22 protein-coding genes are annotated in these 25,071 nt (G+C 65.6%); 9 read left to right on the top strand and 13 right to left on the bottom strand.

All coding sequences use genetic code 11. From position 1 onward, the window contains the following. The first annotated feature begins 150 nt into the window (after positions 1-150). Positions 151-978 carry a metallophosphoesterase family protein gene (locus QA639_RS06370; protein WP_283089395.1) on the top strand — a complete coding sequence of 276 codons (828 nt, stop codon included), beginning with the start codon at positions 151-153 and terminating at the stop codon, positions 976-978. Here the strand turns inward: QA639_RS06370 and QA639_RS06365 are convergent. After that, positions 917-1,402: a Crp/Fnr family transcriptional regulator gene (locus tag QA639_RS06365; protein WP_283089394.1), complete on the bottom strand. Its 486-nt coding sequence runs from the start codon at positions 1,400-1,402 to the stop codon at positions 917-919. The genes QA639_RS06370 and QA639_RS06365 overlap by 62 nt on opposite strands. Before the next feature lie 131 nt (positions 1,403-1,533). Then, a complete protein-coding gene (locus QA639_RS06360; protein ID WP_283089393.1) occupies positions 1,534-2,328 on the bottom strand; it encodes an alpha/beta fold hydrolase in 795 nt (264 codons plus the stop codon). A gap of 155 nt (positions 2,329-2,483) precedes the next feature. On the opposite strand from QA639_RS06360, the gene QA639_RS06355 reads away from it, so the two are divergent. The 3 genes from QA639_RS06355 (at position 2,484) to QA639_RS06345 (ending at position 6,109) form a co-directional block, all read left to right on the top strand. Further along, the gene (locus QA639_RS06355) at positions 2,484-3,137 is read left to right on the top strand and encodes a GntR family transcriptional regulator (protein WP_080667160.1); all 654 of its coding nucleotides are present in this window, start codon (positions 2,484-2,486) and stop codon (positions 3,135-3,137) included. Further along, positions 3,134-4,663, top strand: coding sequence for an aldehyde dehydrogenase (locus QA639_RS06350; RefSeq protein ID WP_028336021.1), 1,530 nt, complete (start codon positions 3,134-3,136; stop codon positions 4,661-4,663). Before QA639_RS06355 ends, QA639_RS06350 begins: the two co-directional genes overlap by 4 nt. A gap of 78 nt (positions 4,664-4,741) precedes the next feature. Further along, entirely contained in the window at positions 4,742-6,109 is a 1,368-nt protein-coding gene (locus tag QA639_RS06345; RefSeq protein WP_028336020.1) for an MFS transporter, read from the top strand. 59 nt (positions 6,110-6,168) lie between these two features. On the opposite strand, the gene QA639_RS06340 is transcribed toward QA639_RS06345, so the two are convergent. The 6 genes from QA639_RS06340 to QA639_RS06315 form a co-directional block, all read right to left on the bottom strand. After that, the gene (locus QA639_RS06340) at positions 6,169-7,152 is read right to left on the bottom strand and encodes a carbon-nitrogen hydrolase family protein (protein ID WP_050382975.1); all 984 of its coding nucleotides are present in this window, start codon (positions 7,150-7,152) and stop codon (positions 6,169-6,171) included. A 13-nt stretch (positions 7,153-7,165) separates the two neighbouring features. Continuing rightward, the gene (locus tag QA639_RS06335) at positions 7,166-7,693 is read right to left on the bottom strand and encodes a tautomerase family protein (RefSeq protein WP_028336018.1); all 528 of its coding nucleotides are present in this window, start codon (positions 7,691-7,693) and stop codon (positions 7,166-7,168) included. A gap of 104 nt (positions 7,694-7,797) precedes the next feature. Continuing rightward, entirely contained in the window at positions 7,798-8,805 is a 1,008-nt protein-coding gene (locus tag QA639_RS06330) for a GlxA family transcriptional regulator (protein ID WP_028336017.1), read from the bottom strand. Between the two features lie 339 nt (positions 8,806-9,144). Next, positions 9,145-9,789, bottom strand: a complete 645-nt coding sequence (locus QA639_RS06325) for an N-acetyltransferase (RefSeq protein WP_028336016.1) — start codon at positions 9,787-9,789, stop codon at positions 9,145-9,147. 1 nt (position 9,790) lies between these two features. Further along, entirely contained in the window at positions 9,791-10,441 is a 651-nt protein-coding gene (locus tag QA639_RS06320) for a 3-oxoacid CoA-transferase subunit B (RefSeq protein ID WP_018268725.1), read from the bottom strand. 24 nt (positions 10,442-10,465) lie between these two features. Further along, a complete protein-coding gene (locus QA639_RS06315) occupies positions 10,466-11,173 on the bottom strand; it encodes a CoA transferase subunit A (protein ID WP_028336014.1) in 708 nt (235 codons plus the stop codon). Positions 11,174-11,415: 242 nt separating this feature from the next. On the opposite strand from QA639_RS06315, the gene QA639_RS06310 reads away from it, so the two are divergent. From QA639_RS06310 to QA639_RS06295, 4 genes are all read left to right on the top strand, one after another. Beyond that, positions 11,416-13,380, top strand: a complete 1,965-nt coding sequence (locus tag QA639_RS06310; RefSeq protein ID WP_028336013.1) for an AsmA family protein — start codon at positions 11,416-11,418, stop codon at positions 13,378-13,380. Positions 13,381-13,540: 160 nt separating this feature from the next. Further along, the gene (locus QA639_RS06305; RefSeq protein WP_283089392.1) at positions 13,541-14,926 is read left to right on the top strand and encodes an ABC transporter substrate-binding protein; all 1,386 of its coding nucleotides are present in this window, start codon (positions 13,541-13,543) and stop codon (positions 14,924-14,926) included. Between the two features lie 199 nt (positions 14,927-15,125). Beyond that, positions 15,126-15,995, top strand: a complete 870-nt coding sequence (locus tag QA639_RS06300; protein ID WP_028336011.1) for a carbohydrate ABC transporter permease — start codon at positions 15,126-15,128, stop codon at positions 15,993-15,995. Further along, positions 15,992-16,843 carry a carbohydrate ABC transporter permease gene (locus QA639_RS06295; protein WP_050382982.1) on the top strand — a complete coding sequence of 284 codons (852 nt, stop codon included), beginning with the start codon at positions 15,992-15,994 and terminating at the stop codon, positions 16,841-16,843. The genes QA639_RS06300 and QA639_RS06295 overlap by 4 nt, the downstream gene beginning before the upstream one ends. 60 nt (positions 16,844-16,903) lie before the next feature. Here QA639_RS06295 and QA639_RS06290 read toward each other — a convergent pair whose 3' ends face one another. The 3 genes from QA639_RS06290 to QA639_RS06280 are packed head-to-tail and all read right to left on the bottom strand — an operon-like array spanning position 16,904 to position 19,730. Continuing rightward, positions 16,904-17,719: an ABC transporter permease gene (locus QA639_RS06290; protein WP_157344363.1), complete on the bottom strand. Its 816-nt coding sequence runs from the start codon at positions 17,717-17,719 to the stop codon at positions 16,904-16,906. Further along, the gene (locus tag QA639_RS06285; RefSeq protein ID WP_050382986.1) at positions 17,719-18,633 is read right to left on the bottom strand and encodes an ABC transporter permease; all 915 of its coding nucleotides are present in this window, start codon (positions 18,631-18,633) and stop codon (positions 17,719-17,721) included. The genes QA639_RS06290 and QA639_RS06285 overlap by 1 nt, the downstream gene beginning before the upstream one ends. After that, positions 18,630-19,730, bottom strand: coding sequence for an ABC transporter ATP-binding protein (locus tag QA639_RS06280; protein WP_244978572.1), 1,101 nt, complete (start codon positions 19,728-19,730; stop codon positions 18,630-18,632). Before QA639_RS06280 ends, QA639_RS06285 begins: the two co-directional genes overlap by 4 nt. Before the next feature lie 296 nt (positions 19,731-20,026). On the opposite strand from QA639_RS06280, the gene QA639_RS06275 reads away from it, so the two are divergent. Then, a complete protein-coding gene (locus QA639_RS06275; protein ID WP_157344578.1) occupies positions 20,027-21,256 on the top strand; it encodes a tetratricopeptide repeat protein in 1,230 nt (409 codons plus the stop codon). A 225-nt stretch (positions 21,257-21,481) separates the two neighbouring features. Here QA639_RS06275 and QA639_RS06270 read toward each other — a convergent pair whose 3' ends face one another. Both QA639_RS06270 and QA639_RS06265 read right to left on the bottom strand, forming a co-directional pair. Beyond that, positions 21,482-22,948, bottom strand: coding sequence for a glycerol-3-phosphate dehydrogenase (locus tag QA639_RS06270; RefSeq protein WP_283089391.1), 1,467 nt, complete (start codon positions 22,946-22,948; stop codon positions 21,482-21,484). Between the two features lie 437 nt (positions 22,949-23,385). Then, on the bottom strand, positions 23,386-24,963 hold the full coding sequence (locus QA639_RS06265) for an ABC-F family ATP-binding cassette domain-containing protein (RefSeq protein WP_157344359.1): 1,578 nt from the start codon (positions 24,961-24,963) through the stop codon (positions 23,386-23,388). Between the last annotated feature and the right edge of the window lie 108 nt (positions 24,964-25,071).

Raw genomic sequence — 25,071 nt, 5'->3', positions numbered from 1 at the left:
CGTTCGCGCTCTTGCGGGCCGATTCCAGGACACTGCGAACATCTGTCGCGTCGGATCCGCGCGGCGCGGCATAGATCTTGCTGTCATTTAGCTCGTTTGAATTCATTGCCCTGCGGCCCCGCCCGTTTTCCGGGCATTTGGATTTCACCGATGCGCTGTCTTATCGTCGCCGATCTGCATTACTCATTGCCGCAGTTCGACTGGCTGCTGGCGGCGGCACCGCAATTCGATCTCGTGATCTTCGCCGGCGATGCGCTCAACCTCGGCTCGGCGGTCGATTTCCGCGCCCAGATCGTCGTCGTCACGAAATACCTGTCGCGGCTCGCCGATCTCACGCGGGTGATTTTCTGCTCGGGCAATCACGACCTCGACGAGCGCAACGGGGAGGGCGAGAAGATCGCGCGCTGGGTCGCCGGCATCAGGGAATTCGGCGTCGCCTGCGACGGCGACAATCTGGCCATCGGCGACACGGTGTTCACGGTGTGCCCGTGGTGGGATGGCCCGCTGGTCAAGGCGCGGATCGACGATCAGCTTCGCGGCGCAGCCGCGATGCCGCACCGCCGCTGGGTCTGGGTCCATCACGCCCCGCCGGCGGATTCGCCGACCAGCTGGGGCGGCAAGCGCTTCTTCGGCGACGCCGAGCTGCTCGGCTGGATCGAGCGCCACCATCCGGCGATGGTGATCTCGGGCCATGTGCATCAATCGCCATTCATCCAGAGCGGCTCGTGGTTCGACCGGATCGGAGCGACCTGGGTGTTCAATACCGGCCTGCAGCCCGGCCGTCCCCCGGTCTACATCGTGCTCGATCTCGCGCAGGACAAGGCGTTCTGGCTCGCGGCCGGCGATGCGCAGATGATCGATCTCAAGGCGCCGCTGTCGCGGCCGGCGGCTCCCGTGCGCGAGGCGCCGGACTGGCTCATATCCTTGGATCGGATTGCCGATCCGAGCCTGGCGCGACCTGCATCGGCGGCAGGTTGATCATGCTCTGCAGCACCTCGCCGACCATCGCCAGATGGGTGCCGTGATCGGCATATTGGTGCATCAGGTCGGCGAGATAGGTCGTGGCGACATGAAGCCGTTGCGCCAGCAGCTGCGCGATCAGCAGCGCCACCGCCGGCTGCTGGCGCAGGAACGACGCCGCATCGTCGAACTCGTACAGGACGCAATCGGAGGCGGTGCGCACCTTGGCGCTGTGCGCTCGGTCGAGCAGCACACTCATCTCCCCGAACACCGCGCCGGGCTCGTCGATCACGGCCACCAGACTGTCGCCCTTCACGACTTCCACCTTGCCCTCGAGCAGCACGAACAGATGACCGGTCTTGCCGCCCTCCTCGATGAAATCCGTGCCGGCCGGCAAGCCGCGCCTGCGACCGCCGGTGCAGTGATCAAGGATCGCTCGCATGTTTCATCTCCGTCTCCAGTCAGACTAGGCAGAGATGCTGTCGCGTCAAACGGCATTAGCTGGGCGTTCTGCCCAAATTGTCGGCACGCCACCGCGTGACCCGCGGCGCGATCCAGCCCTTTGCGCGTGCCTCAGGCGGGCGCGTTATGCTTGACCGTCAGGAAATCGCCGATCGTATCGAGGAACAGTTTTGGCGATTGCAGTTGCGGGACATGCGCACACCCCGGAATGACCCTGAGCCTAGCTCTCGGCAGGCCGCCTGCCAATTCGTATGACATCGGCGGCGGCGTCGCCTCGTCATATTCGCCGACCACGACGAGTGTCGGTACGGTCACGCTGCGTAGTTCGGCACGAAGATCGAGGCTCGCCAGCGCGTCGCAGGCCGCGCAGAACACGTTGAGATCGGTGCGCAGGAATGCGTCGCGGCGATCCTGCATCAGCGCGGGATGCTGTGCCTGGAAATCCGGTGCGAACAGCCGGCGCATTGCAATGTCGGTGATCGCGGCGAGCCCCTTCTCGCGTGAAACCCTGGCCATGTTGCGAAACGCCTCGCGGCCCGGCTCGGAGAACGCCGCACCGCTGTCGGCGAGGATCAGCCGGCTCGCGATCGCCGGGTGGCGGATCGCCATCTGCAGCGCGACGAACCCGCCATAACCATTGCCGAGCACGATGGCCGGCGTGCCGTCAGCCGCATCATGCACCGCGTCCGCCATCCGGTCGGCAATGGCGGCAAGGCCGCCCTCAACCGCGCTCGACCGACCGAATCCCGGTAGTTCCGGCACGATGGTCCGAAACGACCGGGCAAGCTCCGGCACGATCGCATCGAAGCTCGCGCGATCCGACAGCAGCGAGTGGAACAGGACCAGCGACGGCCCCTCGCCCGACAGGGCTGCGTTGACTGTGCGGTTGGCCAAAAGCCTGTCCATCGTCGCTCTCTTTCAAATCGCGCCCGAAATTCGCGCATTTGGGCTCCAAAGCGCCCCCGCGGACGATTGATAAATCAAATCACCGGGATTTCAAGGATTTCAGCTTGACGTGATATTTCACAGACTACAATTTAATGGGCAGGAGACCCAAGAAAATGATCCTTCTCCGCGAAAATATCTACGAGAACCTTCGATCTGATATTTTATCGTGCCAGTTTGCTCCCGGTGATGAAATACGAGAGCAGGATCTGGCGGAGCGTTACGCGGTCAGCCGCCAGCCGGTTCGGGACGCGCTGCTGCGGCTCGAGCGCGAGCACCTCGTGACGGTGCAGCCCCGCCAGGGTTACCGGGTCAATCCGATCTCGCTGTCCGACGCGCGCGATCTGCTGCGCTTCCGCCTTGCGCTCGAGCCGGCCTGCGTCGCCGAAGCAATCGAGAGCGCGCCTGACAGCATCCTGAAATCACTCGATGAATTCCGCCGCTTCTCCGGCAGCCATGAAGACTTCATCACCTACAATCGCGGCTTCCACTCGGCGCTGGCGCACGCGTCAGGCAACCGCCGCATGGCGACCACGCTCTGCGACCTGATCGGCCAGGCCGATCGGCTGGTGCGCGTCAGCGTCTCCAATCTGAAGGGCCACGACCCGGCGAAGCTCGTGGCCGAGCATGTCGCATTGATCGACGCCATGCAGCAGCGCGAGGCGCGCACCGCGGCCCGCATCATCAAGGCTCACATCGCGGCGACCGAAAAGCGCGTGCTGCCGGCACTCAAGCGCAACGCCGTCATCGTCGAAGAGAGGTCATCATGAACATTCCGTCGAAGCCCGCGACGATCGACGTCGAGATCCACGGCAACTTCATCGACGGACGCGAGGTCGAGGCCGGAGACGGCGAGATGCTCGACGTCCGCAATCCCGCGACCGGCGACGTCATCGCCCGGATTCCGAATTCGACCGCCGCGGATATCGACCGCGCGATGAGGAGCGCTCGCGCTGCATTCGAAGGCAAGGCGTGGGGCGGGATGGACACGAGGGCGCGCGCCCGGCTCGTCAACAGGCTTGCCGACGCGTTCGAGGCCAATCTCGACACGCTGTACCGGCTGGAGACGTTGAACAACGGCCGTCCCGTCAACGAAACCCGCGCGCAGCTGTCGCGCCTGCCGGATTTCTTCCGCTACTTCGCCGGACTCGCGCTGTCGCGCCGTGATTCCGTCATTCCGGTCGAAGGCGCGTATCTGAACTACACGCTGCGCACGCCGATCGGAATCGTCGCCAACTGCACGCCCTTCAATCACCCGCTCATGATCTTGTGCAAGTCGCTTGCCGTCGTGCTGGCGACCGGATGCGTCACCGTGGTCAAGCCATCGGAATACACGCCGCTGACGACACTGAAGCTCGCCCAGATCTTCAGCGAGGCCGGACTGCCTCCCGGCGTCTTCAACATCGTGCTTGGCCTCGGCCAGAGCGCCGGCAAGATGCTCGCCGAGCATGGCGACATCAACAAGCTTGTGCTGACCGGCGGGACCGAAGCAGGCCGCATCGCGGGCAGCGCCGCGGCGAAGGTGTTCGCGCACCAGACCATGGAGCTCGGCGGCAAGACGCCGGTGATGATATTCGACGATTTCGACGTCGACCGCGCCGTCAACTATGCCGCGTTCGGGGCCTTCATCGGCGCCGGCCAAACCTGCGTTTGCGCGTCGCGCCATATCGTGCAGGCCTCGATCTACGACGAGTTCGTCGAAAAGCTGCAGGCCAAGACCCGCACCATCCGTATTGGCGATCCGTTCGATCCGAACACGCAGCTTGGGCCGGTGATCTCGGCACGCCAGCGCGACCGCGTTCTCAGCTATGCGCGCTACGGTCATGAAGACGGCGCGCGGCTGCTCACCGGCGGCGCGGCCGCAAAGGTCGCTGGCCACGACAACGGCTATTTCGTCGAACCGACCGTGTTCGCCGACGTCAAATCCGACATGCGGATCTTCCAGGAGGAGGTGTTCGGCCCCTTCACCTCGGTGACCCCCTTCAAGGACGAGGCCGACGCGCTCCGGCTCGCCAACGACTCGCCCTTTGGCCTCGCCGCCGCCATTCGCACCCGCGACGTCGCACGTGCGCATCGCGTGGCCGCCGCGGTCAAGGCGGGGATCGTCTGGATCAACGATCACCACCGGCTCGATCCGGCCTCGCCCTGGGGCGGCGTTGATGATTCCGGCATCGGCCGGGAATGCGGTACCGAGAGCTTCGACGACCATTTCAACACCAAGAGCGTGATGGTCGCGACCCACGAACAGCCATTCGATTGGTACCGCGACACGGCCAGCCAGCGCCGGTTGAACTAGCCGCAGTCGAGCAAAGCGGCAAACCGCCCACAGATGGCGGGCCGCATCACCGAGGAAACAGTCAAGGGGAGAGTGCATATGTCGACATCGGTCAATGCCGGGAGCCGCCTCGATCGGCTACCGATCGGACCATTCCATCGCCGGATCATGATCCTGATCGGAATCGGAATGTTCTTCGACGGTTTCGACATCTATATCGCCGGCACCGTGCTCGGCGTGACGCTGAAAACCGGATTCTCGACGCTCGCCCAAAACGCCGCGTTCATCTCCGCAACCTTCGTCGGCATGATGCTCGGATCTTTCGGCACCGGCTTCCTCGGCGACCGTTACGGACGACGCTTCACCTACCAGTTCAATCTGCTGCTGTTCGGCATCGCGTCCCTGGCGGCGGCGTTTGCGCCAAACATGGCCTTTCTGATTGCCTGCCGTTTCGTGATGGGCGTCGGTCTCGGCGCCGAAAACGTTGTCGGCTATTCCACGATGACCGAGTTCGTGCCGGCCCGGAGCCGCGGCAAGTGGCTCGGCTTCACCGCCGTCTGCGTCGTCACCGGCCTGCCCATCGCGCTGCTGGTCGCATCGGTCGTCGTCCCGCAATTCGGCTGGCGCGCGATGTTCGTGCTGGGCGGCGTCGGCGCCTTGATCGTCTGGTACCTGCGCAAGTCGCTGCCGGAGTCGCCGCGTTGGCTGGAGGCGGTGGGACGCACCGCCGAGGCCGAGGCGCTGATGCAGGCGATCGAGAAGGAAGCTTCCCAGGGGCAGCCCTTGCCGGCGCCCGCGGCTGCAACGCCGGCACCGGTGTCGCCCGATCTCGCCACGCTGTTCACTGCGCCGCTGCTGTCCCGCATGATCGTCGGCGCGGTATGCCTGATTACCATCAATACGCTGCTCTACGGCTTCGTGACCTGGCTGCCGGTGTTCTTCATCAAGCAGGGCCTGTCCGTCGCGACCTCGTTCGGCTACTCGCTGCTGATGGCGCTTGGCGCGCCGATCGGCTCGGCGATCGGCGCCCTGACCGCCGACCGCTGGGGCCGCAAGCCTACGATCATCGGCGCATCGCTGATCTCGATCATCCTCGGCGTCATCTATCCGATGATCTCGGATCCGTTCCTACTGCCGGCCGTCGGCTTCGCGCTGACCGTGCCGATCTATGTCTTGGTCGCGCTGTTGTTCGGCATCTATATTCCCGAACTGTTCCCGACCGAGGTGCGGCTGCGGGCATCCGGCATAGTCAACACACTCGGTCGAGGTGCCACCATCGTGACACCATTCCTGGTCGTGATGCTGTTCGAAGCGCGCGGCGTCGCCGGCGTGATGGCCCTGATGATCGGACTGCTCATCGTGCAGATCATCACCGTATGGGCGCTCGGCATCGAGCCGCGGCACCGCAGCCTCGAGGAGCTCAAGGGCGAGGAATCACCATCCGCAATTCCGCAGGAAGCTTCGTGAGGCGGAGCGACTTTTCTCGCTACAAGCTTTGACGGCGCGGGATACCCGCGCCGTTCGCGTCACTCCCACATCTCCGGCGTGACACGCCCGGCGAAGCCGCAGTCGATGACCCGCTCCTGCGGATTGCGATCGACGATCAACCGCAGCAGGTCGGGGCGCGAATAATGGCCGCCGATATCGCACAGCGCCTTGGCGGCGAGCACGGCCTGCCGCGAGCCGTCCGCGATCAGGATGGTCTCGCCCTGCGCCGGACCTGCGATGACCTCGCCGCGCGGGTCGATGATGACGCTGTCGCCACTGTACTCGATCGTCGAGAGCTCGCGGTAACGTTCCGGCGTGATTTCGTGCGAGCGCATGCCGCCGACCGCGATGACGTAGCAGCCGGCTTGCGAGGCGAACGCGCGCGACAGCAACAACTGCCGCGGCCACAGCGGCGTCGGCGACGGTGGCGCCACCGCAGGCTCCCGCCCCGGCCACGCCGCGACGTGGATCTGCGTTCCCTGCGCGGCCAGCGCATAGCCGGGCAGCATGGTGTTGTGCTCCCAGCAGTTGAGGCCGCTGATCCGGCCATAGGGCCGCTCATGCACGCGCAGCCCCGCCGCGTCGCCATCGGCCCACACCGAGCGCTCGTTGAAGGTGGGCTTCAGCTTGCGATGGCGGCCAAGCAGCCGTCCCTCGCGGCCGATGAACAGCAGCGTGCAGTAGACCGTGCCCTTGGTCACGGCATCACGTTCGGCGACGCCGATCACGACATCCAGTCCGGCGGCCTCGGCGGCGGCGCAGAGCCGGTCGGTCGCGGGCGAGGGAATCTCGACCGCGTTATCGAGATATTCGGCCATCGCGCGAAACGTGCTCGGCCCGGTCGGCGCGTGACAGAAGAAGGGATAGCCGGGCAGCCAGGTTTCGCCGAAGGCGGCGATCGTCGCGCCCATGGCACCCGCCTCGCCGATTAGGTGGCAGGCCTTCTCCACCGAGGCGTCGCGATCGAATGGCACCGCGGCGGCCTGGATCGCCGCGAGCCTGAAATGCGTGTCGGATGTCATGGCTGTGCTCGCGTCAGTCGACGCCCTTGCGGACAGCGTCGAGTGCGCCCGCAAGCAGCTCCAGCGCCTTGACGCGCCGCCGTCGCGCCAGACGCGCCTCGCCGACCTTGCGCTCGTGCTCGCCGGCGATGAAGGCCTGGATGTCCGGCAGCGGACGAATGACGCCACGGCTGCCCCACTGGCCGTCGGGGATCTCGGTCGGAAACACCCATACCTGCGCCGCCACATCCTCGAACGAACCGCCGGCAGCGCGCACCACGGCGTCGGTGACGTCCCTCACCAAGGCCGCGCGCGAGGCTTCGGTGTACTGCCCCTCGGGGACCGTCGGGACGATGCGAAATCGTGGCGACGGCGATGGCCGGCCCGCCACATAAACTGCGGCCGGCCGATGCAGGAAGACAACGGTGACGCCTTGCGCAACCTTGTTCGCCGGATCGAATCCCTCATGGCCGATCAGGATATCGCCGAGCTCCTTGATGAGCCGCGCTTCCGCTTCCGGCTTCAGGGCTCCTTCGGGAATTGTCACGTCGATCATCGGCATTGAGGCGACCTCCTGTTGTTGACGGGGACGAGGTCTATCCGCGGCGTGCTCCCGGCAGCAGTGGCAGTATCGCCATTTTCAGGGCAAATTCGGACACGGCGTTCTCAGGCGGCGGAGGCCCTGCGCACGAACCGGCGCTGGTATTCGCGTGGCGAGAGCCCGGTCTCGCGCTTGAACAGCCGGCGGAAGGTCGACAGATCGTCGTAGCCGACGCGCGCACTGACCGCGTCGAGCTTCAGCCGCGTGGTTTCGATCAGGCGCTTGGCGACATCCACCCGCAGCGCTTGTAGATATTGCAGGGGCGCCTCGCCGACCGCCAGCTTGAAGCGGCGGTTCAACGTCCGCTCGCTGACCGAAAGGTCGCGGGCCAGTTTGGCAAGGCTGAAGCCCTGTTGCAGCGACTTCTCCATCATGCTCTGCGCCCGCGCCACCAGCGCGTCGGAGTGCTGCGTGTCGGACATGCGGCTGACATAGGGTGCCTGCGAGACGCGGTTGCTGTCGATCAGCATCAGCTTGCCGGTCTCCGCGGCCACGTCGGCACCGGCGAACTTATCGACCAGCCGAAGCGCGAGATTGAGCGAGGTGGTCACCGCGCCCGAGCAGACAATGCGGTTCTGCTCGGTGAGGATCTCGGCGACGCGCAGATCGACCGCCGGGTAGCGCATCGCGAATGTCCGTCCCTTCGCCCAATGGGTGGTCGCAACCCTGCCGTCGAGCAGGCCGGCCTCGGCGAGGATGAAGCTGCCGGTGCAATAGGACGCCAGCAGGGTACCGCGCTCGTGCTGCCGGCGCAGCGCCGCGAGCAGCGGCTCGACGGTATCGAGCCGCTCGAAGAAACGTTCGATATCGCCGACGAACGGCCCGGGGATCACCACCGCGTCTGCCGAAGACCGCGCACCGATCGGCCCATCGACGCCGATGACCTGGCCTGACGCCGTCTGGACCGGCCGGCCACTCAGGGACTCGACGCGCCACCGCAGCTGAGACGGCTTGCCGTTGTGACGTCGCGGCTGCCGCGCCGTCACCGAATTGGCGGCGGTGAACACGTCGACAATCCCCGCCACGCCCGAAGCGAGGATACCGTCATAGACCCAGATCCGGATAAGTGGCATGGCCGTGTCCGATTTTGCACAACATGGTGCAATTCTGCCATTGCATGGACGACCGGACAAGCGCGATCCGGTACGTCGCGGCCTCTCGGTTCAAGCATCAGCGTCTCTGGAATACTGGATCACCAGCATGCGCGGGTGATGACACCGCGTTGTGCGATATTTGAAGCGAGAACTACCCTCAGCGTCGTCCCGGCGAAGGCCGGGACCCATAACCACAGCTGGTCATTGGTAAGCGATGCTGGAACGACGAATCCCATCCACAACATCCGCTGCGGCGTATGGGTCCCGGCCTCCGCCGGGACGACGGGTGCATATGCGGCAGCATTTGGTGCGAATAACTCACATCGCCCGCGCAAATCTGCGAAAGCCCGGCGCACCGGTCATCGCTTCGAAGGCGGCGTCGCGCTTCTCTTCGGCGAAGGTGAAGCCGGCCTTGGCGTAGCAGCGCTCGGCGGCGTCGTTGCCGATCAGGAACGAGATCGATGCCTGCGTGTAACCGGCCGCCTTGCCGTCGGCGAGTGCGCGGCGGATCAGGTCCTGCACCAGGCCGCCGCTGCGATGGGACGCTTGTCGGGCGACATGCTCGATCAGCCAGTCGCCCTCGCCGCCTTGCACCCAGCAGTTACGGGCATAGCCGCCGCGCGCGACGATGGCATCGGCATCCATGCCGGTCTCTGCTGCGACTTCCTCGATCGCCGCACGTGCCGCGACGACGGTTCCGGATGCCGGCATCGCGCACAGCGCGGCGGCCGGCACGCCATCGACTTCGGCGATCAGGAAATGGGCGACGTGATACCATGACCGCACCCGTGCCACGGCGAGCCGCGTCATGAACGCCAGGCATTCCGCCTCGCCTTGGTCGAGCGCGATGTCAAACCAGCCGCGCGGCAACGGGCCGCGCTGCGCGGCCAGAACGGTGCGGGCGATGAAGCCGGCGTCATCGGATCGTGCGGGACGGATCGAGGATCGTCCCGCACCGATCATCTCAGGTGTTCTTGAGCGCGACGCGGAATTCGGCCTCGGTCTTGGCCTTGACCTCGTCGAGCGTGACGCCGTCGGCGAGCTCGATCAGCGCCATGCCGTCCTTGCCGTGCTTGTCGATGGTGAACACCGCAAGATCGGTGACGACCATGTCGACCACGCGCTCGCCGGTCAGCGGCAGATTGCACTGCTTCAGCAGCTTGGGGCCGTCCTTGGCGGAATGCTCCATCACGACCACGACGCGCTTGACGCCGGCGACGAGGTCCATGGCGCCGCCCATGCCCTTCACCATCTTGCCGGGGATCATCCAGTTGGCGAGGTCGCCGTTCTGCGCCACCTGCATGGCGCCGAGGATCGACAGATCGATATGGCCGCCGCGCACCATGCCGAAGGAATCGGCCGACGAGAAATAGCTGGTCGAGGGCAGCTCGCTCACCGTCTGCTTGCCGGCGTTGATCAGGTCGGCGTCGACCTCGTCCTCATAGGGGAACGGGCCCATGCCGAGCATGCCGTTCTCGCTCTGCAGGCTGACGTCGATGCCGTCGGGAATGTAGTTCGAAACCAGCGTCGGAATGCCGATGCCGAGATTGACGTAATAGCCGTCGCGCAACTCCTTGGCGGCGCGGGCGGCCATCTGTTCACGGGTCCAGGCCATGAGGGGCTCCTGATGAATTGCTGGTTACGCTGCGGGCCGCGGACGGGTGTTGCGGAACTCGATCCGCTTCTTGCCGGTCCCGACCTCGATGATGCGCTTGACGAAGATGCCGGGGGTGTGGATGTGGTCCGGATCGATCTCGCCGGCCGGCACCAGGTGCTCGACCTCGGCGACGGTGACCTTCGCGGCGGTGGCCATCATCGGATTAAAGTTGCGCGCGGTCTTGCGGTAGACCAGGTTGCCGGCGGTGTCGCCCTTCCAGGCATGGACGATGGCGACGTCGGCGAACAGGCCGCGCTCCATGATGTACTTCTCGCCGTCGAATTCCTTCACTTCCTTGCCCTCGGCGATCAGCGTGCCGACGCCGGTCTTGGTGTAGAAGGCCGGGATTCCGGCGCCGCCGGCGCGGATGCGCTCGGCCAGCGTGCCCTGCGGGTTGAACTCGAGCTCGAGCTCGCCGGCGAGATACTGCTGGGCGAACAGCTTGTTCTCGCCGACATAGGACGAGATCATCTTCTTGATTTGGCGGGTCTCCAGCAGCCGGCTGAGGCCGATGCCGTCGACGCCGGCATTGTTGGAGACGACGGTGAGGCCCTTGACGCCGGACTCGCGGATCGCGTCGGACAGGGTCTCGGCGATGCCGCAGAGGCCGAAGCCGCCCGACATGATCATCATGCCGTCCTTGAGGAGACCATCGAGTGCCGATTTGGCGTCGGGATAAACTTTGTTCATGCAGCGAATACCTGATGGAGGGCGGAACGGCTGTGGCAAAGCGGATTATTAGGCGAAATCTTCGCAATGCGTCAATCACGGCCCGGTGCGGCGACGGGCGGCGGCCGGCGGCAGCAACATGGCCTTGAAAGCGACAAGAAAACCCTTCAAGTTGCGTGGGTTGGCAGGGGCCTCCGGCGAGAGCCCGCTGTGTTCGACGACGACCCGACAAAATTCAACCCGACCCGGATATGTCATTGACGATGGCCCAAGGAATTAAGCGCCTGGGGATGCCGATCGCGGCGCTTTTCGGCCTGGCGCTGGTCGGGCTGGTCGGAACGTCGTGGTTCCTCAACCGGGACGCGCTGCAGCGCGCGGTGGAAGCGCAGATCCGCGCCGTGACCGGGCTCGAGCTCGTCGTCAACGGTCCGATCGACGTCTCGGTTTTTCCGGGCAGCTACGTCTCCTTTCATAATGTCGGGCTGAAGGGCGCCGATACCATCGGTCCCGCCCTGCAGGTCGACGTGCTGACCGCCAATCTGCGCCTGCTGCCGCTGTTGCTGCGGCGGTTCGAGATTGCCGACGTCATGATGCTCCGTCCGCATATCCATGTGGTCCGCGACGGCGCCGGCGAGAGCAATTGGACGCCGTTCGTCGAGACCATCGCCAAGGCGATGACGCCCGGCGCCGAGAATCAGGTGTCGTTCTCCGAAATCCGGATCCAGGACGGCGAGCTGAACTACCAGGACGGCACCAACAACATCTCCGAGCAGCTCGGCGATATCGACCTGTCGCTGGCCTGGCCCTCGATCTCGCGTTCCTTTGCGGCAACCGGCCAGTTCGACTGGCGCGGCGAACGCGTTGACGGCTCGATCAGCGCCAGCGACTTCGTCGCGCTGTTGTCGGGCGACCGCTCCGGCCTGAAGGCACGGCTCGCCAGCGCGCCGCTGAAGGTTGCTTTCGACGGAACCGTCGCCAATCGCACCAGCCTGATGATGGAAGGCGTCGCCACCATGGACAGCCCGTCGCTGCGCAACGCGTTGCGCTGGATGGGACAGGCCCCGCCCGGCGGCGGTGGCGGCTTCGGCCGCTTCGCGCTGAAGGCCCGGGCCAATGTGGTCGGCGGCTCGGTCGCGCTCACCAATGTCAATGTCGAGCTCGACGGCAACGTCGCCGAGGGCGTGATGACCTACGCCAATAACGGCCGGCAGACGCTGCAGGCGACGCTTGCCGCCGGCAATCTCGATTTCACGCCTTACATCTCGACATTCCGCCTGCTGGCCAGCGGCCAGCGCGACTGGAACAGGCAGCTGTTCGACCTGTCCTCGCTGTCGTCGACCGATCTCGACATGCGCCTGTCGGCGGCCAAGGTGACGGTCGGCCCGTCCAAGCTCGGCCGCACCGCGTTCGGCGCCAATCTGCGCGGCGGCGCGCTGGCGCTCAGCGTCGGCGAGGCGCAGATGTATGGCGGCATCGCCAAGGGCTCGTTCGCGATCGCGCGCTCGGATGCGGTCGCCGACGTCAGGGCGCAATTCCAGTTCACCGATGTCGATCTGCAGGCCTGCGCCAGCGAATTGTTCGGCATCAACAAGCTGTCCGGCCGCGGCAACCTCAACGTCTCGCTGACGGCCTCGGGCTCGAGCCCGTTCGGGCTCGCGTCGTCGCTCGACGGCACCGCGACGCTGAACGGGCATGACGGCGCGATCGCGGGCTTCAATGTCGAGCAGCTGTTGAAGCGGCTGGAGAAGCGGCCGCTGTCCGGCGGCGGCAATTTCCGCTCCGGTTCGACGCCCTACGACAATCTCAGCATCTCGGTGAAATTCGCCGATGGCGTCGCGACCGCTGACGACATTCATGTCGAAAGCCCCACGGCGAAGATCACGCTGACCGGCACGGCTTCGGTGCCGTCGCGCGAATACGATCTCAAGGGCGTCGCCAGCCTGACCTCGGCATCGGCCGGCGGCAACGGTTTCGATCTGCCCTTCGTGATCCAGGGGCCGTGGGACGATCCGCTGATCTTCCCCGATCCGGAAAGCCTGATCCGCCGTTCGCCGGCCTCCGCTCCGCTGCTCGATGCGGTGAAGGATCGCAAGACCCGCGACGCGGTGCGCTCGGTGATCGAGCGCTTCACCGGCGGCGCCGCGCGGCCCGCGGCGGCGCCCGATGCTGCGGCAGGCGCGCCCGGTAACGCACCGGCGGCGTCGGCCGAGAATGCGAAGTCGAACTGATCGAATCCATTCACTTTGCGCATCGATGCACCGGGACCGATCCACGCGCTCGCCGCAAACCCCTACACAAGTCGGCGGCGCGACATCTTTATCGGGTCACGGGCATGCGCTAGTGTTTTCTCCAACCGGTTAAAAAGCCGGCCTCATGAGGGAGAACAACGTGAGATCCAAGGTTATCGGTGCGCTTTCAATTGCGGTCGCCGCGGTCGGCCTGTTCGCCGCAACTGCACCCGCTCTCGCCCAGGGCAAGACGATCACCGTCTGGTGGGGCAAGGGATTTTACAAATCCGAAGACGACGCGCTGCTCGAGACGATCAAGAAATTCGAAGCCAAGACCGGCATCAAGGTCGAACTGTCGCAATACGCGATCCAGGACATGATTCCGAAGACGGTCGCCGCGCTCGATTCCGGCACCGTGCCCGACGTCGCCTATTCGGACACCTACGATGTGCAGGCCCAGGGCAAGTGGGCCTTCGAGGGCAAGCTCGAAGACCTCTCGGACATCATGCTGCCGATGAAGGACGCCTTCGCGCCGAACACGCTGGAAGCCGCGCTGCTTTACAACGACGTCGCCAAGAAGAAGTCCTATTACGGCTTCCCGCTGAAGCAGCAGAGCATGCACGTCCAGATCTGGGGCGACATGCTGGAGAAGGCCGGCTTCAAGGCCGCCGACATCCCGACCAAGTGGGAGGACTACTGGTCGTTCTGGTGCGACAAGGTGCAGCCGGCGATCCGCAAGGCGACCGGCCAGCGCATCTACGGCGTCGGCCAACCGATGGGCGTGGAATCCACCGACTCGTTCCAGTCGTTCTATACCTTCATGGACGCCTACCACGTCAAGCTGGTCGACGACGACGGCAAGCTGCTGGTCGACGATCCCAAGGTCCGCGACGGATTGATCCACGCGCTGAAGGACTACACCGACACCTACATCAAGGGCTGCACGCCGCCCTCCTCGACGACCTGGAAGGATCCGGACAACAATGTCGCCTTCCACAACAAGACGATCGTGATGACCCACAATTTCACGATCTCGATCGCGGCGAAGTGGTTCGAGGATTCCACCAACCCGGCGCTGACCGACGCGCAGCGCGCCGCCGGCAAACAGGCCTATGAGCAGGACATCATCACCGCGTCCTTCCCGAAGGCGCCGGACGGCTCGACCATCAAGTACCGCTCCGACGTCAAGACCGGGCTGATCTTCGCCAACGCCAAGAACAAGGCGGAAGGCAAGCAGTTCATCGCGTTCCTGATGCAGGAAGACAATGTGCGGCCCTATGTCGAGGGCGCGCTCGGCCGCTGGTTCCCGGTGACCAAGGCGAGCCAGGCGAGCCCGTTCTGGCAGGCCGACCGGCATCGCAAGGCGGTCTGGAATCAGTTCACCGGCGGCACCGCGCCGTTCGACTTCACCAAGAACTGGAAGTTCACCATCCTGAACAACGAGAACGTCTGGGCCAAGGCCATGAACCGCGTCGTCAGCGAGAAGGTGCCGGTGGACAAGGCCGTCGACGAACTGATCGCCCGCATCAAGCAGGTCGCGGGATAAGGCAACCGATGATAGTCGCCGCGAGCGTATGCTTTGTCGTCCCTGCCGAGTGCGCAGTTGCGCACGGAGCAGGGACCCATACGCCGCGGCGGTCGTTTTGAATGATATTGGTCACCGGCTTTCGTGCAACAACGAAAGCTGGTGGTTATGGGTCCCGGCCTTCGCCGGGACGACGACGTAGGCGACATCGAGTAACCGAATGGCGATCACACTCTCCGCATCCGATGCCCCCTCGCCGCCACTGTCGGCGCGGCTGTCGCCGCCGCAGGTCTGGGGCATCGCGCTGCTCGCGCCCTATCTGCTCGTCTTCCTCGCCTTCGTGGTCTATCCGGTCGGCTACGGCCTGTGGCTGGCGCGCCATCCGTCGAGCTATGTCGCGCTCTATCACGACCCGATCTTCGCGCGCGCGGCGGTCAACACGCTGATCTTCCTGGTCATCGGCATCAACATCAAGATGCTGATCGCGCTGTTCCTGTCCGGCTTCTTCGCCCAGCAGCGGCCCTGGATCAGATGGCTGTCCGTCATCTTCATCCTGCCCTGGGCGGTGCCGTCGATCCCGACCATCCTGTCGGTGCGCTTCATGCTCAATCCCGAATGGGGCGTGGTCAACCAGCTGATCTTCAAGTTCACCGGCGATGACGGCCCGAACTGGCTGAACGATCCGGCGGTCGCGCTCGCAATGGCGATCGGTGTCCACATCTGGAAGTCGCTGCCGTTCTGGACGCTGATCCTGCTGACCGGACGGCTCGCCATCTCGCACGATCTGTACGAGGCATCCGACGTCGACGGCGCCAATTGGTGGCAGAAATTCCGCTACATCACCTGGCCGTCGATGCAGACGCTCTACATCACCTGCACGCTGCTCTCGATGATCTGGACGCTGGGCGATTTCAACAGCGTCTATCTGCTCACCGGCGGCGGGCCCGCCGACCTCACCCATGTGCTGTCGACGCTCGGCATCCGCTATCTCAGGCTCGACCAGCTCTCGCTGGCGATGGCCTCGATCGTCTGCGCCATGCCGTTCGTGCTGCCGCTGGTCTATTTCATGATGAAACGGTTGTCGCGATGAAGCTGCCCACCCTCCGCGAAGTCGGCACCGAGGCCAAGCTGCTCCTGATCGGCATCCCGGTCTTCATCTGGACCATGATTCCGATCTACCACATGTTCGTGTTCGCGATCTCGCCGAAGGAGGACGCGTTCACCGGCAAGCTGTGGCCGACGCATCCGACGCTGCACAATTTCTCGATCGTGTTCCACCAGCAGCATTACTTCCTGCGCGACTTCTGGATCCAGTTCTGGAATTCGACCGTGATCGCGCTCGCGGTCGGCGCGCTGACGCTGTTCGTCGCCACCGCCGCCGCGTTCTCGATCTCGCGGCTGCGGGTGCCGGGCGGCCGCGCCGTCATGAACATGGCGCTGTTCACCTATTTCATCCCGGCGGCATTCCTCGCCGTGCCGATGTACCGCACCATGGGCACCTATGGCCTCTTGAACAATCACTGGTCGCTGATCCTGGCGATGGTGACGATCGCGGCGCCCTACGCGATCTGGGTGCTGAAACAGGCCTCCGACAAGCTGCCAGTCGAGCTTGATGAAGCCGCGACGATGGACGGCGCCACCACGCTGCAGCTGTTCCGCCTGGTCTATGTGCCGTTGATGATGCCGTCGCTGGTCGCGGTCGGCACCTATGCGATCCTGCTCGCGTGGAACGAATATCTCTACGCGTTCCTGCTGCTGTCGAAGGACACCGACATCACGCTGCCGGTCGCCCTCGGCAACTTCCTCGCCGCCGACGACTCGCCGTGGGAGCTTCTGATGACCACGGGCTTCATCTACGCGCTGCCGCCGGCCGCGGTCTATTACGCCTTCAAGCGCTACATGGTCGGCGGGCTGACCGCAGGCGCCGTCAAGTCGTAGCTGTTCAAAGCGTTTTCGAGCGAAGTGGACGCCGGTTCGCGTGAAGAAAACGCGTCGGAACTAGAGCGGCGCGGCGCTCTCGCCGCGCGCGCTCGACAGTTTCGAGGCGAACGAGGCGATCACGATGATCACGGCGATCAGCGCGATCACCAGCGTGCAGATCGCGTTGATCTCGGGCTTCACGCCGAGCCGGACCTCCGAATAGATCCGGATCGGCAGCGTCGCCGAGCCCGGGCCGGTGGTGAAGCTCGCGATCACGACGTCGTCGAGCGACAGCGTGAAGGCCAGCATCCACCCCGCCACGATCGCCGGCACGATCAGCGGCAGCGTCACCAGGAGGAACGCCCGCACCGGATCGCAGCCAAGGTCCATCGCGGCCTCTTCCGGGCTGCGGTCGAGCGTGGAGAGGCGCGACTGCACCACGACGGTGACGAAGCACATCGTCAGCGTGGTGTGGGCGATCGTCACCGTCCAGAAGCCGCGCTCGGCATTCAGCGCCACGAACAGGAGCAGCAGCGACAGGCCGGAGATCACCTCGGGCATGACCAGCGGCGAATACAGCATGCCGGAGAACAGCGCCCGCCCCCGGAATCGCTCGCCGCGCGCCAGCCCGACTGCCGCCAGCGTGCCGAGCAGTGTCGCCAGCGTCGCCGACACCGCGGCGACCGACAGGCTCATCCAGGCCGCATCGAGCATCGCGCGGTCGCCGAAGAACTCGCGGTACCAGCGCAGCGACCAGCCGCCCCACACCGTCACCAGCCGCGAGGCGTTGAACGAGTAGATCACGAGGATGACGATCGGCAGATAGAGGAACGCCAGCCCAAGCGCCAGCGACGTCATGTTGAAGCGGGTGAGCCTGGTGACGGTGCGCGTCATCAGCTGTTCGCCTCGAGCTGACGCCGCTGCAGGCGGTCGTAGAGTACGAGCGGCGGCACCAGCAGCAGCAACAGGGCGACCGCTGCGGCCGATGCGACCGGCCAGTCCTTGTTGGTGAAGAACTCGAGCCACAGCGTCTGCCCGATCATCAGCGAGTTGGAACCGGCGAGCAGATCGGGGATCACGAACTCGCCGACAATCGGAATGAAGCAGAGCAGCGCGCCGGCGCCGACGCCGGGCAGCGACAGCGGGAATGTCACCAGCCAGAACGCCTGCAACGGCGAGGCGCCGAGATCGCCCGCGGCCTCCAGCAGCGACGCGTCCATCCTGGAGAGCGTCGCATAGAGCGGCAGGATCATGAACGGCAGGTAGGAATACACGATGCCGAGATACATCGCGCTGTCGGTCGACAGCCAGACCACCGGCGCGGACACGATATGCAGCGCCAGCAGAACCTGGTTGAGCAGGCCGTCATGCTGCAGGATGTTGATCCAGGCATAGATGCGGATCAGGAACGAGGTCCAGAACGGCACGATGACCAGCATCATCGCCACGCCCTGCCAGCGCTGCGGCAACCGCGCCATGCCGTAGGCAATGGGATAACCGATCAGGAGCAGGATCAGCGTCGCGGTCACCGCAACGACGAGGCTGCGCAGATAGGACAGGATGTAGAGATTATCTGATATCAGCAGGCGGAAATTGTCGAACGACAATTGCGCGAACGCCGCCGCCAGCGCGGCGCGGCCTTCGGTGAAATCGAACACCGGCGTATAGGGCGGCTGCGCGATCGCGGTCTGCGACAGGCTGATCTTCAGCACGAAGCCGAACGGCACCAGGAAGAACAGCACCATCCACAGATAGGGCGCGATCGCGGCAAACCGCGCCGGCCGGGCGAAGATGCGGCGCGCGCTCATTGTTCGAGCACCAGGCAATCGTCGGCGGTGAACCATGCCACCACGCGCTGGCCGGCGAGATAGGCATCGACATCGAGCCGCGCGGTGTTGGCCATCGACGCGCGCACCACCGCGCCCGTCTCCAGCTTCACCCGGTAGCTCGTCACGCCGCCGAGATAGTTGACGTCGGTGACGACGCCCTCCAGCCGGTTGATCGCCTGTGACGCGCCCCCGTCCGTCGCCGGCGCGCGGCGCGACAGCTTCACCTTCTCGGGGCGGATCGCGACGGCAACGACCTGCCTGGTCACCGGTGGCCACAGCTCGCTGACCGCCAGCCTGCCCGCATCAGCCGTCGCGACCGTCAGGCGCCCATTCTCGCGGGACGTGACCTCGCCGTTGAACAGATTGATGTCGCCGACGAACTCGGCGATCCAACGCGAGGCCGGCGCCTCGTAGAGATTGCGCGGGGTGGCGACCTGAACCAGACGGCCGGCATCCATCACCCCGATGCGGCCGGCCATCGTCATCGCCTCCTCCTGATCGTGGGTGACGATGATGAAGGTCATGCCGAGCCGGCGCTGCAGCTCCATCAGCTCTCCTTGCGTGCTCTCGCGCAGTTTCTTGTCGAGCGCGGCGAGCGGCTCGTCGAGCAGCAGCACCTGCGGGCGCCGCGCCAGCGAGCGCGCCAGCGCCACGCGCTGCCGCTGTCCGCCGGAGAGCTGGTCGGGCTTGCGCTTCTCCATCCCCTCGAGCTTGACCAGCGCCACCATCTCGGCGACGCGGGCCGCGATGTCGCGGCGCGCCATGCCGGCACGCTTCAGCCCGAAGGCGATGTTGTCGCGCACCGACAGATGCGGGAACAGCGCGTAGTTCTGGAACATCATGTTGACGGGCCGCTCATGCGGCAGCACCTGCGCGATGTCGCTGCCGCCAAGCAGGATGCGGCCCTCGTCCGGCGTCTCGAAACCGGCGAGCATGCGCAGCAGCGTGGTCTTGCCGCAGCCGCTCGGGCCGAGCAGCGCGAAGAATTCGCCGGCGCGGATGTCGAGCGAGAGCTTGTCGACCGCGCGGAAATTGCCGAACGACTTGGCGATACCCTCGATCCGCAGCAGCGGCATGTCCGGGACGGCCGGTTCAGGCAACGGCCTTGCCGCCTCCGCACTCGCTTCGCCCGATGTCACGTCCGTCAGCCCCGATTCCCCGTAAGGTCCGATTCTTGCGGCAAGCTAGCGGTGGATCGCCACCGGCTCAACCGCCTCACGGACATCTCCCGCAATATTGTCGGCGTCGACGCCTCTGCTAGACTTCGCAGCCAAATCCGGGAAGGCAACCGATGATTCACGACCGCTACGGCCTGCCGCTGACCACGAGCTCGGACCGCGCCGCCGCTTACTATGTCGACGGCGTCGATCGCATGCTGGCGGCGCTGCACGGCGCCGATGCGGCGTTCGAGGCGGCGATCGCCGAGGACCCCGATTTCGCATTGGCCCATATCGGCCGTGCCCGCGTGCACCAGCTCAACATGGAAGGCCCCAAGGCCCGCGCCAAGGCGGCCGATGCACGGCAGCTAGCCGCAGCCGCAAGCCCGCGCGAGCGCCAGCACATCGAGATCATGGCGTCCGTGATCGAGGGCCAGGGCAAGAAGGCGGTGACATCGGCCGAACAACACCTCAGCGAATATCCGCGCGATGCGCAGGTGCTGTCGCTGCTGCTCGGCGCCTTCGGCCTCTATGCGTTCTCCGGCCGGCCCGATCATGACGCCGCGCGGCTTGCCGTCTGCGAGCGTTACGCCGGCGACTATGGCGACGATTGGTGGTTCCTCACCTATCTCGGCTGGTCGAAGACCGAGGCCGGCGATGCCGTGTCCGGACGCGCCATCACCGAGCGCGGCTATGCGCTGAAGCCGGAGAACGCCGGCGCCGCGCACGCCGTCGCGCATGCGCTGTTCGAGCAGGGCGACGCGGCGGAAGGCCGCAGCTTCCTTTCCGCCTGGCTGCCGGCGAATGATCGCACCAGCTTCCTGCAGGGCCATCTCGCCTGGCACCTCGCCTTGATCGCGATCGAGGAAGGCGACGCCGACGGCGCGCTCGACATTTACGAGCAGCACATCAAGCCGGCGGGCCGGCCCTATCCGCCGCTCAATATCTTCACCGACACGGCCTCGCTGCTGTGGCGGCTGACGGTCGCCGGCAAGACCGGTCTCGAGCAGCACTGGAAGGATGTCGCCGCCTATGGCGACGGCTACTTTCCGAAAGCCGGCGCGCATTTCGCCGATGTGCACCACGCGCTGGTCGCAGCCACGACCAACAGCGGCGCGCTCGAGGCGCGGCTGGTCGAGATGGCGGCGCGCGACGCCGACGGCAGGCTGGCGCCCGGCCCTGCGGCGATCGGGCTCGGCCGCGGCATCGCGGCCTTCGCGGCCGGCGATCACGACGACGCCGTGCGCATCCTTGCGCCGCTGATGCGAGAACTGGTGCGGATCGGCGGCAGCCATGCGCAACGTGAATTGTGGGAGGACACCTTCATCGTCGCATGCCTGCGCGCCGGCCAGGGTCGGCAGGCAACGAGCCTGATCTCGGAGCGGCTGCATCGCCGTCCGTCCCGGCGCGACCTCGCCTGGTCACAGGAGGCTTCCCGGCAATAGCCGCCGTTGCGGTTGGTAACTGCCTCGTCACCGTTCCCGGATGCGCTCCATCCGGACCACGTTGTCGCGCCCACCGAGGGCTGTTCTCCTTCCCCCTGAAAGGGGGAAGGTCGGGATGGGGTTCGGCCACAAGCGACACCGGTTGCATGGAGGCAGGATCCCCACCCGCTTTGCTCTGCGAGCAAAGCGACCTCCCCTTTGCAAGGGGAGGTTTGGGAGCTGCGCTTAGTCCATCTTCGCCATGAACGCCGCAAGCGCGTCGCGATCGGCTTGCGGCATGGTCAGCCCGAGCTTGGAGCGGCGCCACAGGATATCGTCGGCAAACCGCGCCCATTCCTTGCGCATGAGGTAGCGCACCTCGGCGCCGGTCAGTTCGGGACCGAAGGCCGGGCCGAGATCGCCCCTCTCTTTGGCGTCTCCCAAAATGTCCTTCACATTCAGCCCATAGGCAGCCACCAGCCGCCGCGCCTGCGCCTCGCCGAGGAAGCGCCAGCGGTCGCGGGCGATATCGACCTCGGTCTCGAAGCGCTGCCAGGCGAACTCGCCGCCCGGCAGCGGCGCCGTTGCGGTCCAGCGCGGCGTCATCGGATAAAACCGCGTGAACTCCGACACTGCCCGCTCGGCGCGGCGCCGCGCGGTGGTGACGTCGCCGCCGAAGATCGTGAGCAGCGGCGCCTTGCCGCGCCTGACGTCGAGCAGCGCTGCGCCATCTCTCATGTGCCGGCGCACGGGCACGACCACGGAATTGGCACCGGAGACGGTCCGCAGCACATCCACTGGGGCGATCTGTTCGCGAAAGTAGCGATTGGCGGCGTCGCAGAGATAGGCCTCCTCGCGCACGTCAATTGCGACAACCGCCGGATCGCCCTTGAAGGGATGACTGACGCTGGCGATCAGGGTGAAGTCGCGCTCGTAGGGACTGGCGAAGATCAGCCGGCCGTCAGGGTTCTGAAACACATAGACGTTGTCGCAGTCGAACAGGCGGCGTACCACGATCTGGCTGATCTGCACGGTCGCAAGCTCTGGCGCGGGTACCCGCAGCACGATGTCGGCGACCGAGGCGGTCCACGCGCCGGTCGCGTTGACCAGCGCCCGCGCCGTGATCACGCGCCGGTAGCCGCGGTCGATCGCGACCAGCCGCCAGGTCTCGCCGCGCTCGGCGCGGGTCACGCGCGCGCCGGTGCGGATATCGGCGCCGCGCGCTGCGGCATCGACGGCGGTGAGCACGACGAGCCGGGAATCGTCGACGACGCAGTCCGAATATTCGAACGCGGTTCCGAACGGCCGCTTCAGCGCATTGCCGACCGGATGGTGGGTGACATCGAGCGTCGCCGAGCGCGGCAGACCGCTGCGCGAAGTCAGCCGCTCGTAGAGCAGCAGCAACGACCGCAACTGCCACGGCGGCCGCTCCTCGGCATGCGCCGGGATCACGAAGCGCACCGGCCGCACCAGATGCGGCGCGATGCGCAGCAACACGTCGCGTTCCCTCAGCGCCCTGCGGACGCGGAAGAACTCCCGCCGTTCCAGCCCGGCCAGATCGCCATGGACCAGCCGCGGCGAAGCCTGCGATGCGCCGGAACCGAGATCGCCCTGCTCCAGCAGGATCACGCGCAGGCCGCGGCCGGCAGCATCACGGGCAATGCTCGTGCCGTTCAGGCCACCGCCGATGATCGCGACGTCGTAGTCCGCCATGCGCAACGCCTATCGCATTTTCATGCGAACAAAAGACGGGTTCGCACGAAAAATGCGTCAAGGCGCGGCGCTGAACTACATGATGTCTGGGTGAATCACGGCACACTCACCTTGCCGCTTGCCGGGGGCGAGCGTACGCCTGCATGATTTCGGAATATTGGAATAATGCCCCTGAGTTGCCCGACGTGTCAAGTAGCCTGCTCGAACGCCGCCGCCGCCGGCTACTTTGCATGGGGTTGTTTTCGATATTTTCGCAGCGCTCCTCCTGCGACGGCCCCGCAAGCGGGAGAGGCACACCGTCTTCGCGACGGCTATCCAATCTGACTCCATCACGCGCTAAAGCGCGATGAGATTAGGTTGAATCGCCGTCGCGCTTTAGCTCCTTGCTTGAGCATGATCTTTTCGGAAAACCGCTTCGCACTTTTCCGGATCATGCTTTAGTCCGCACCGGCCGCGGCAAAGAACTGTTCCGGTCCATCGACCTCGATCAGCTTCCTGCCTTCGATCAGCCAGAACCGGTTGGCCACCGTGCGCACGAACTGGCGGTCGTGCGACACCAGGAGGCAGCTGGCCTGCTGTTCCATCAACTCGTCCTCCAGCGCCTCCTGGCCCTCGATGTCGAGGTGGTTGGTCGGCTCGTCGAGCAGATAGAAGTTCGGCTGGGTGAGCCGCAGCACCAGCATGCCGAGGCGGGCCTTCTGCCCGCCCGACAGCCGCCCGATCGGACGGCCCTGCATCTCGATCGAGAGCCCGGCGCCGGCGAGCAGGCCGCGCGCACGCTGATCACCGACCGCGAAGCGCCGCGTCAGCATGCGCATCGGCGTGTCTCCATCGGCGAGATCGGCCAGCGCCTGGTCGCAATAGCCAAGCACCAATGACTCGGTGGCCCGGATCTCGGCCGGTGCCGCTCCGACATTCTCGATCGCCAGCCGCAGCGCCGCGACGAAGCGGGTCTTGCCGGCGCCATTCGGCCCGAGCAGCGCAATCCGGTCGCCCTTGCAGATGAACTGCTGGCCGGTCCTGAACAACAGCCGGCCGTCGGGCGTGGCGATCCCGGCGTTGTCCAAGCTGATCAGGACCTTGGCATGGGTGTCGCGGTTGGCGAGCCGGATCGTTCCGGCCGAGCGTTCCACATGCGCGGGCTTCGCCGTCTCCTCGAGCTTCTCGGCGCGCTGCTTCAATTGCCTGGTCTTCGACAGCAGAAGGTCGCTGCCGGAATTGATGCCGAGGTTGTTGAGCTTCGCCGCCTGCTGCCGCAGCTGCCGCACGGCCTTCATGTCGCGCTGATAGCGCTGCTCGTCCGAGGCATCGAATTCGTCGATCGCCGCGCGCGCCGCGGTGTAGGGCAGCGAGAACAGCTGCGACCGCTCCGGGCGCAGGAACAGCGTCCGGTTGGTCGTCGCATCGAGAAAGGCGCGATCGTGGCTTGCGATCACCACCGGCATGTCGCGCGGCAGCGCGTTCAGCCAGGCCTCAAGCCGGCCGATCTTGGCGAGATCGAGATGGTTGGTCGGCTCGTCGAGCAGCAACACATCGGGCTCGGTCACCAGCACGCGGGCGAGCGCCGCAAGCCGCAGCCAGCCGCCGCTCAGCTGCTTCAGCGGCCTGCTCCATAGGTCCTCCGGCACCTCGAGTGATTGCAAGGCGACGTCGACCCGCCAGCCCTCGCTGGCGCGCTGCTCGCCGGAAAGCACCTCGAGCACGGCGGCGTGGAACGGTGTATCCAGCAGTCTTGGCGGCGCATCCTGCTCGACATGGCCGACGGTCAGTCCGCGCGCACGAGTGATATCGCCTTCGTTAGGCTCCATCGCATCTGAGATACAGCGCAGCAGCGTGGACTTGCCGCGGCCATTGGCAGCCACCAGCCCGATGCGGTCGCCGGCATTGATGACAAAATTCAGTTCGGAAAACAGCGGCGCGTTCAGCGTCACGCCGAGATTGCGGACATTGATGAGGGTCACGGTCAATTCTCTGGTCTTGCCGGCAATCACGACACTCCCGGGCTTGCTAGCCATCGGATAGGCGTGTCGAAGCGCGGCGAGGGATTGATGTGCGGGCGCGAACGCTCAAGCGTTTCGACGCCGCACGGCCACGAAGGGCAGACCAGGAAGGATTTAGCGCGA

Source organism: Bradyrhizobium pachyrhizi (assembly GCF_029714545.1).
GTDB lineage: Bacteria > Pseudomonadota > Alphaproteobacteria > Rhizobiales > Xanthobacteraceae > Bradyrhizobium > Bradyrhizobium pachyrhizi.
Note: the sequence above shows the minus strand (reverse complement) of the source record. Positions and strands in the feature narration are given on the sequence as shown.

Coding starts and splice junctions, on each gene's coding strand:
- QA639_RS06370 (WP_283089395.1), top strand. CDS start 151: ATGCGCTGTCTTATCGTCGCCGATCTGCATTACTCATTGCCGCAGTTC.
- QA639_RS06365 (WP_283089394.1), bottom strand. CDS start 1,402: ATGCGAGCGATCCTTGATCACTGCACCGGCGGTCGCAGGCGCGGCTTG.
- QA639_RS06360 (WP_283089393.1), bottom strand. CDS start 2,328: ATGGACAGGCTTTTGGCCAACCGCACAGTCAACGCAGCCCTGTCGGGC.
- QA639_RS06355 (WP_080667160.1), top strand. CDS start 2,484: ATGATCCTTCTCCGCGAAAATATCTACGAGAACCTTCGATCTGATATT.
- QA639_RS06350 (WP_028336021.1), top strand. CDS start 3,134: ATGAACATTCCGTCGAAGCCCGCGACGATCGACGTCGAGATCCACGGC.
- QA639_RS06345 (WP_028336020.1), top strand. CDS start 4,742: ATGTCGACATCGGTCAATGCCGGGAGCCGCCTCGATCGGCTACCGATC.
- QA639_RS06340 (WP_050382975.1), bottom strand. CDS start 7,152: ATGACATCCGACACGCATTTCAGGCTCGCGGCGATCCAGGCCGCCGCG.
- QA639_RS06335 (WP_028336018.1), bottom strand. CDS start 7,693: ATGCCGATGATCGACGTGACAATTCCCGAAGGAGCCCTGAAGCCGGAA.
- QA639_RS06330 (WP_028336017.1), bottom strand. CDS start 8,805: ATGCCACTTATCCGGATCTGGGTCTATGACGGTATCCTCGCTTCGGGC.
- QA639_RS06325 (WP_028336016.1), bottom strand. CDS start 9,789: ATGATCGGTGCGGGACGATCCTCGATCCGTCCCGCACGATCCGATGAC.
- QA639_RS06320 (WP_018268725.1), bottom strand. CDS start 10,441: ATGGCCTGGACCCGTGAACAGATGGCCGCCCGCGCCGCCAAGGAGTTG.
- QA639_RS06315 (WP_028336014.1), bottom strand. CDS start 11,173: ATGAACAAAGTTTATCCCGACGCCAAATCGGCACTCGATGGTCTCCTC.
- QA639_RS06310 (WP_028336013.1), top strand. CDS start 11,416: ATGGCCCAAGGAATTAAGCGCCTGGGGATGCCGATCGCGGCGCTTTTC.
- QA639_RS06300 (WP_028336011.1), top strand. CDS start 15,126: ATGGCGATCACACTCTCCGCATCCGATGCCCCCTCGCCGCCACTGTCG.
- QA639_RS06295 (WP_050382982.1), top strand. CDS start 15,992: ATGAAGCTGCCCACCCTCCGCGAAGTCGGCACCGAGGCCAAGCTGCTC.
- QA639_RS06290 (WP_157344363.1), bottom strand. CDS start 17,719: ATGACGCGCACCGTCACCAGGCTCACCCGCTTCAACATGACGTCGCTG.
- QA639_RS06285 (WP_050382986.1), bottom strand. CDS start 18,633: ATGAGCGCGCGCCGCATCTTCGCCCGGCCGGCGCGGTTTGCCGCGATC.
- QA639_RS06280 (WP_244978572.1), bottom strand. CDS start 19,730: ATGCCGCTGCTGCGGATCGAGGGTATCGCCAAGTCGTTCGGCAATTTC.
- QA639_RS06275 (WP_157344578.1), top strand. CDS start 20,027: ATGCTGGCGGCGCTGCACGGCGCCGATGCGGCGTTCGAGGCGGCGATC.
- QA639_RS06270 (WP_283089391.1), bottom strand. CDS start 22,948: ATGGCGGACTACGACGTCGCGATCATCGGCGGTGGCCTGAACGGCACG.
- QA639_RS06265 (WP_157344359.1), bottom strand. CDS start 24,963: ATGGCTAGCAAGCCCGGGAGTGTCGTGATTGCCGGCAAGACCAGAGAA.